The organism is Mycobacterium sp. NPDC003449, assembly GCF_053588415.1.
This window is the reverse complement of the sequence record NZ_JBSFPX010000307.1, coordinates 1-5135: the sequence shown is the minus strand read 5'-3', so window position 1 is coordinate 5135 and position 5135 is coordinate 1. Positions and strand designations below refer to the sequence as shown.

Genomic DNA, 5135 nt, shown 5'->3' with positions numbered 1-5135 from the left:
CCTTCATCTGGAAAGCCACCGCCGAGGACATCATCGCCAAAGTCCAACGCGGCCGAGCCACCCTTAACCAGATCAAATCGCAGACGGACCACTAGGACCCGTTGTGCGAAATTCCGTCGCACTACCGGGTGTTGGGCCCGAAATCCGTGCGCCACCAGATGGCTTCCTCATGCAGATCGTGAACGGTGTATTACACCCGGAAGATGCTGGTTTCGGCAGGAAGTGCGGTCCTCACCCTCTTGGCCGCCGGGTCTCCCTTGATGAGGGCGTCGATGCGGTTTGCCGTCTCACCGACAATCTGGTCGAGCGTCGGTGGCGTCGCGTAGGCCTGGACCAGTGCTGGAGGCCACAAACAGGCAATGTCCAGGTATTCGGGCATGAGCGTCGGCAAAATGCCCACGGCCTTCTTCAGGATCTCAAGACTGTTGTCCCGCATAGCCATTCCAGTCGGCCGCGGGTTCGACGAAGACCCGGCCGGCCAGCGCGCCCGGTGATTCGTGCAGGGCGCCACCGGTGACGAGGGCGCCCAGGTTGACCGGCACGTAGCCGAGGTCTTCGATGAGGGTTTTGGCCAGCGTGTGGGCGTCGTCGTGGTCGCTGGAATGGAACAGCACTTTGGGTGCGCCGCCGACCAGGGGGCCTTCGTCGTAGCTGGTGGACAGCATGTGGTTGAACGCCTTGACGACGTGGGCTCCGGGTGCCAATTCGGCGATGACCGCGCTGGAGGTTTTCCCGCCGGTGTCGGCGCGGGTGAACCCGGGCATGATGATCGGGTTGTTGGTGTCGACCAGGATCTTGCCGGACAGGTCCACCTTCTCCAGAGCGGCTGGGATGTCGCGCCAGGCCACTGCGAGGAACACCACGCCGCGGGCGGCGGCGTCGTCGACGGTGCCCACGGCGACCCCGAGCGGTTCGAATGTCGCCTGCAGAGATTCGGGGCCGCGGCTATTGCTCACGAGCACATCGTGGCCCGCCTTGGCCAGCTGGGTGCCGACTGCTCTGCCGATCATGCCTGCACCGATGAATCCGATCTTCATTGAAGTCTTCTCTCCGCGTGAAATGTTTTGGTTGGCTGAAGGATTGGTCGTAATCACCGGTCAGACAGTCGCGTCGGCGGGGGCCCAGAGCGTGTCGATCTCGGCCAGGGCGTCGGCGAGGCTCTTCTCATGCAGGGGGATCAGGTCGGCCATTGCGGGGTTGACCGGGGCCATGGTCAGCTCGGCCCTGATGACGCGCGGTACCAGCCCGGTGGGCGACACACCGTGGGCGATCCAGGCGCCTGCGTGATCCCAACCGTGGCGCGGGGTGCCGGGGCCGTAGCCACCGCCCTGGCTTTCCAGGACGATGAACTCGGTGTCACCGAGCAGGCCCGCGCCGCTGACCGGGTCGAAGGACAGTCCGGCGGCGACGATGTGGTCCACCCAGGCTTTGACGATGCTGGGTGCTCCGTAGTTGTAGAGCGGCAGGCCCAGCAGCACGGTGTCGGCGGCCTTGATCTCGTCGATCAAACGCGCTGAGAGGGCGAAGGATTCCGCCTGGGCCGGGGTGTGCTGGTCGGCGGGGATGTTGCGGGCCAACCCGCTGACGGCATCGAAATGGGGAACCGGGTCGGCGGCCAGGTCGCGGTAGGTCACGGTGCCGTCCGGGTGGGCCTGGGCCCAGCGTTGAGCGGTGTGCGCGGTCAGTCTCCGGCTGATGGACGCATCGCCCTGGATGGAGGAATCGATGTGCAAGAGGTGGCTCATGAGTACACGCCTTTCTGGAAGTCAGATCGTTTGTACGATGCAAACTATCACTACATTGCATATTGTCCAGAAATTCCCGTAGTCTCACGTCCATGGAAAACGTTGACCGGGCCGACCGCTCCGCACCGACTGCTGGGCCCAACTTCGGTGTCTTCGGCAGTTACGCGCTGTTCGCAGGTCTGACCACCCAGCAACTGGGCGATATCGAGGCGCTGGGCTATGTCGGGCTGTGGGCAGGCGGTTCCCCGGCAGCCGACCTTTCCTGGGTCGATCCCATCCTGGAGGCCACCGACACCCTGCACGTCGCCACCGGGATCGTGAACATCTGGACTGCCGACGCCGCAACGGTTGCCGAGTCCTACCACCGCATCGCCAACGCTCACCCCGGCCGCTTCGTACTCGGCATCGGCGCCGGGCATCCCGAAGCTCTCGCCGAATACCGCAAGCCCTATGACGCACTCAACGACTACCTGGACGAACTCGACCGCCGCGGCGTCCCGAGCGACCGCCGCGTCGTCGCGGCCCTGGGGCCCCGCGTGCTCCAACTCGCGGCCCGCCGCAGCGGCGGCGCGCACCCGTACCTGACCACCCCCGAACACACCGCCCAGGCACGCGAACTCATCGGTTCCGAGGCATTCCTGGCCCCCGAACACAAGGTCATCATGACCACCGACATCGACAAGGCCCGCGCGATCGGGCGCGAAGCCCTCGCCGTCTACCTTCCACTGGCCAATTACCGAAACAACTGGAAGCGCATCGGATTCACCGACGCCGACATGGATCGCACCGCCGGCGATGCCCTCGTCGACGCCATGATCGCCTACGGCACACCCGATCAGATCGCCGCACGGCTCAATCAACACATCGCCGCCGGCGCCGACCACGTCGCCGTCCAGGTCTTCACCGAACCAGCCGAACTCGTCCCTGCACTCGGCCAACTCGCCGGGCCCCTCGGGCTCGAACCCGATACGAACCGCGGGAATGAGGCGATCCGTCCGTCACGATGATTTGCAGTAGCTCAACTGATGGGAACGGCATGATCGTCAACGCCTGCCGGTAACCTCACCTTCATGAGCGATTCGGTGGATGGCAATGATTTCGCATCACCGGACAACATGGTCGGCGTGATGATGGATTACCTGCTCCGGCGCATGCGGGCCGAAGCGGACGGCGATCTGTTGCCGCACGGGATGAAGACGCGTCACGCCATCGCGTTGACGCTGCTGCGCGACTCCGGTGAGCAGGCCCAATCGGAGCTGCCCCAGGCACTCGGGGTCGATGCCACCGGGGTGGTGGCGCTACTCAATGGTCTTGAAGACGAGGGTCTGGTCGAACGCCGGCGCTCTCCCGAGGATCGACGCAAACACAACGTGTTCATCACCAAGGCCGGGCGCCGCCGGCTCGCCGAAATCGAGCGGGTCGCGGCAGTGCTCGAGCAACGAATGCTCGGTCTGAAGCCTCGGGAACTCGCCACCCTGCACTCGCTCCTGTCCAAGGCCGTGGCCAATGTCGCGAACGGCCTTGGACAAGATCACGGTTCAGTGTGACTGTGCGCGCCATTCAGGCGTCCGCTCGGGCGTAGCCTCGGCAAGTGCCTTGCGGGTGGCGTCCGCGTCGAAGTCCTTGCCGTACACCGGCGTCCCGGGCTGCTGCCGCCATGATTCGGAGATCGGGCCGGCGTCGACAGGGTCGAACCCGAGCTGATCGACGATGCCGTGGACCAGTTCGCGGCCCGGCCCGTCCTCGCCGGCGATCGGGAGTGCGATCCGGTTCGGGGTTCCGCCGGGCTTACCGCTCTCGAGCAGATGCTTCCACCAGATACCGTTGAAGACCTTGTACACCGGTGCGCCGATCTGCTCTGCCACCCACGCACTCTCGGCCTGACCGTTCTCGATCGCCGAGATCTCGCCGTCACGCTGCTGCGGGTAGTAGTTGTTGGTCTCGATCACCGGGGCGCCCGGTCTACGCGCGTCGACGATCCCCTCGGCGAGGTCGGGCACGTTCTTCTGCGGAATGCTCACGATGACGAGGTCGGCGTCGGCCGCGGCGTCCTTGGCCCACACCGCCGTCGCACCGGTTTCGTCCGCGAGGTCGCTGAGCGTTTCGGGGGAACGTGAGTTCGACACCGTCACCTCGTGTCCGAGTTCACGCAGCCGACGTGTCAACGTTCCGCCGATCTGACCTGCTCCGATGATCCCGATCTTCATGTATCGCCTCCGTGTGGTGTTGTCGGTCCAGCTCGTCCAACGTCGAGCGTGGGGGTCCTATTCTCGATGGGCGCCGTCATTGCCATTCGCCGCCGTCAACGACGAGTTCACTGGCGGTGATCCAGGCGGAACGGTCCGAGGCGAGGAAGGCGATGGCTTCGGCGACGTCGCCGGCTTGGCCGAGGCGGCCGAGCGGAATCGGAGTGCCCGCGGCGGCCACCGCCTCGGCGCCGAAGAGGTCGGCGAACGACTGACGAACCTGATCCCCGCCGGGTGAGGTGACGTTGCCGGGCGAGACGGCGTTGACCCGCACCCCGCGTGGTCCCGCTTCGTTGGCCAGGCCCTTGGAGTACACGGCCAGCGCGGCCTTGGCTGCCGCGTAGTGCAGCGTGGCCGCCGGGCGCGCGATGGTGACCGTCGAGGTGACGTTGACGATCGATCCGCGTCCGCGCTCGTACATGGCCGGCAGCAGGGCGGCGTTGAGGCGCACGGCGGCAAGGAAGTTGATCTGAAGGTCGCCGAGCCACTCGTCATCGGGGATGTCGAGCACCCCGCCCATGTGTGCGGTCACCGCGCCGGCGTTGTTGACGATGATGTCGATGTCGCCGAGCAGGTCGCCGGCCCGCTCGGCGAGGTGGCGCACCCCGTCGAGGGTCCTCAGGTCCGCGGTCACGAACTCGACTCCGGCGGGCAGCGACTTGGGCGCCGACCGCCCGGAGGTCACCACCCTGGCCCCGCCAGCGACGAACCGCGCGACCGTGGCCTCGCCGATTCCTTTTGAGCCGCCGGTGATCACGGCGGTCTTGCCGGTCAGATCGGCGATCGGGGTGGTGGGGACGAGCGGGGCGACGATGGGGTCTGGCATCGCGAACATCTTTCTGTGGCGGGCGGTCCGAACATCACTTCGTCATACTATGAGTATTCTCAATGCATCCACGGTGCGATAAATTCCCGTCGTTTCGGACGAACCACCGGAGAAGAGGATCACCGCCATGTTCTTGGTAACCGGGGCCAACGGGACGGTCGGAAGTCACGTCGTCGCACAGCTCGCCGAGGCGGGCCACGAAGTCCGTGCCCTCGTCCGCGACCCGCGCAACGGGCAGAGCCTGCTGCGCGACGGCGTCACCCTCAGCGTCGGCGACTTCGCGGATGCGGCGTCTTTGGACGCCGCACTCGACGGGGC

7 protein-coding genes and 1 pseudogene are annotated in these 5135 nt (G+C 65.9%); 3 read left to right on the top strand and 5 right to left on the bottom strand.

Features of this window, described 5'->3' with window-relative positions:
• Positions 1-190: 190 nt before the first annotated feature.
• Genes ACWDTP_RS37210 through ACWDTP_RS37200 form a run of 3 tightly spaced genes read right to left on the bottom strand, consistent with a single transcriptional unit; the run spans position 191 to position 1745 of the window.
• A complete protein-coding gene (locus ACWDTP_RS37210) occupies positions 191-436 on the bottom strand; it encodes a hypothetical protein (RefSeq protein ID WP_450028227.1) in 246 nt (81 codons plus the stop codon).
• Positions 417-1037: an NADPH-dependent F420 reductase gene (locus tag ACWDTP_RS37205; protein WP_450028226.1), complete on the bottom strand. Its 621-nt coding sequence runs from the start codon at positions 1035-1037 to the stop codon at positions 417-419. The genes ACWDTP_RS37210 and ACWDTP_RS37205 overlap by 20 nt, the downstream gene beginning before the upstream one ends.
• 60 nt (positions 1038-1097) lie before the next feature.
• A complete protein-coding gene (locus tag ACWDTP_RS37200) occupies positions 1098-1745 on the bottom strand; it encodes an FMN-dependent NADH-azoreductase (protein WP_450028225.1) in 648 nt (215 codons plus the stop codon).
• 92 nt (positions 1746-1837) lie between these two features.
• Between ACWDTP_RS37200 and ACWDTP_RS37195 the strand changes: the two genes are divergently transcribed.
• Together ACWDTP_RS37195 and ACWDTP_RS37190 are read left to right on the top strand one after the other, a co-directional pair.
• Complete coding sequence (locus tag ACWDTP_RS37195) at positions 1838-2752, top strand: LLM class F420-dependent oxidoreductase (protein WP_450028224.1); 915 nt, start codon at positions 1838-1840, stop codon at positions 2750-2752.
• A gap of 63 nt (positions 2753-2815) precedes the next feature.
• The gene (locus ACWDTP_RS37190) at positions 2816-3292 is read left to right on the top strand and encodes a MarR family winged helix-turn-helix transcriptional regulator (protein WP_450028223.1); all 477 of its coding nucleotides are present in this window, start codon (positions 2816-2818) and stop codon (positions 3290-3292) included.
• On the opposite strand, the pseudogene ACWDTP_RS37185 reads toward ACWDTP_RS37190, so the two are convergent.
• Both ACWDTP_RS37185 and ACWDTP_RS37180 read right to left on the bottom strand, forming a co-directional pair.
• A pseudogene (locus ACWDTP_RS37185) lies at positions 3284-3979 on the bottom strand (NADPH-dependent F420 reductase); the annotation flags it as partial. The gene ACWDTP_RS37190 and the pseudogene ACWDTP_RS37185 overlap by 9 nt on opposite strands.
• 49 nt (positions 3980-4028) lie before the next feature.
• Positions 4029-4817: an oxidoreductase gene (locus ACWDTP_RS37180; protein WP_450028222.1), complete on the bottom strand. Its 789-nt coding sequence runs from the start codon at positions 4815-4817 to the stop codon at positions 4029-4031.
• Between the two features lie 127 nt (positions 4818-4944).
• On the opposite strand from ACWDTP_RS37180, the gene ACWDTP_RS37175 reads away from it, so the two are divergent.
• Positions 4945-5135 (top strand): NmrA family NAD(P)-binding protein (locus ACWDTP_RS37175; RefSeq protein WP_450028221.1); only part of this gene is annotated, 191 nt, incomplete at its 3' end.

What these genes read in the sequence shown, in the direction of transcription:
- ACWDTP_RS37210 (WP_450028227.1), bottom strand. Translation starts at nt 436, where the DNA reads ATGCGGGACAACAGTCTTGAGATCCTGAAGAAGGCCGTGGGCATTTTG.
- ACWDTP_RS37205 (WP_450028226.1), bottom strand. Translation starts at nt 1,037, where the DNA reads ATGAAGATCGGATTCATCGGTGCAGGCATGATCGGCAGAGCAGTCGGC.
- ACWDTP_RS37200 (WP_450028225.1), bottom strand. Translation starts at nt 1,745, where the DNA reads ATGAGCCACCTCTTGCACATCGATTCCTCCATCCAGGGCGATGCGTCC.
- ACWDTP_RS37195 (WP_450028224.1), top strand. Translation starts at nt 1,838, where the DNA reads ATGGAAAACGTTGACCGGGCCGACCGCTCCGCACCGACTGCTGGGCCC.
- ACWDTP_RS37190 (WP_450028223.1), top strand. Translation starts at nt 2,816, where the DNA reads ATGAGCGATTCGGTGGATGGCAATGATTTCGCATCACCGGACAACATG.
- ACWDTP_RS37180 (WP_450028222.1), bottom strand. Translation starts at nt 4,817, where the DNA reads ATGCCAGACCCCATCGTCGCCCCGCTCGTCCCCACCACCCCGATCGCC.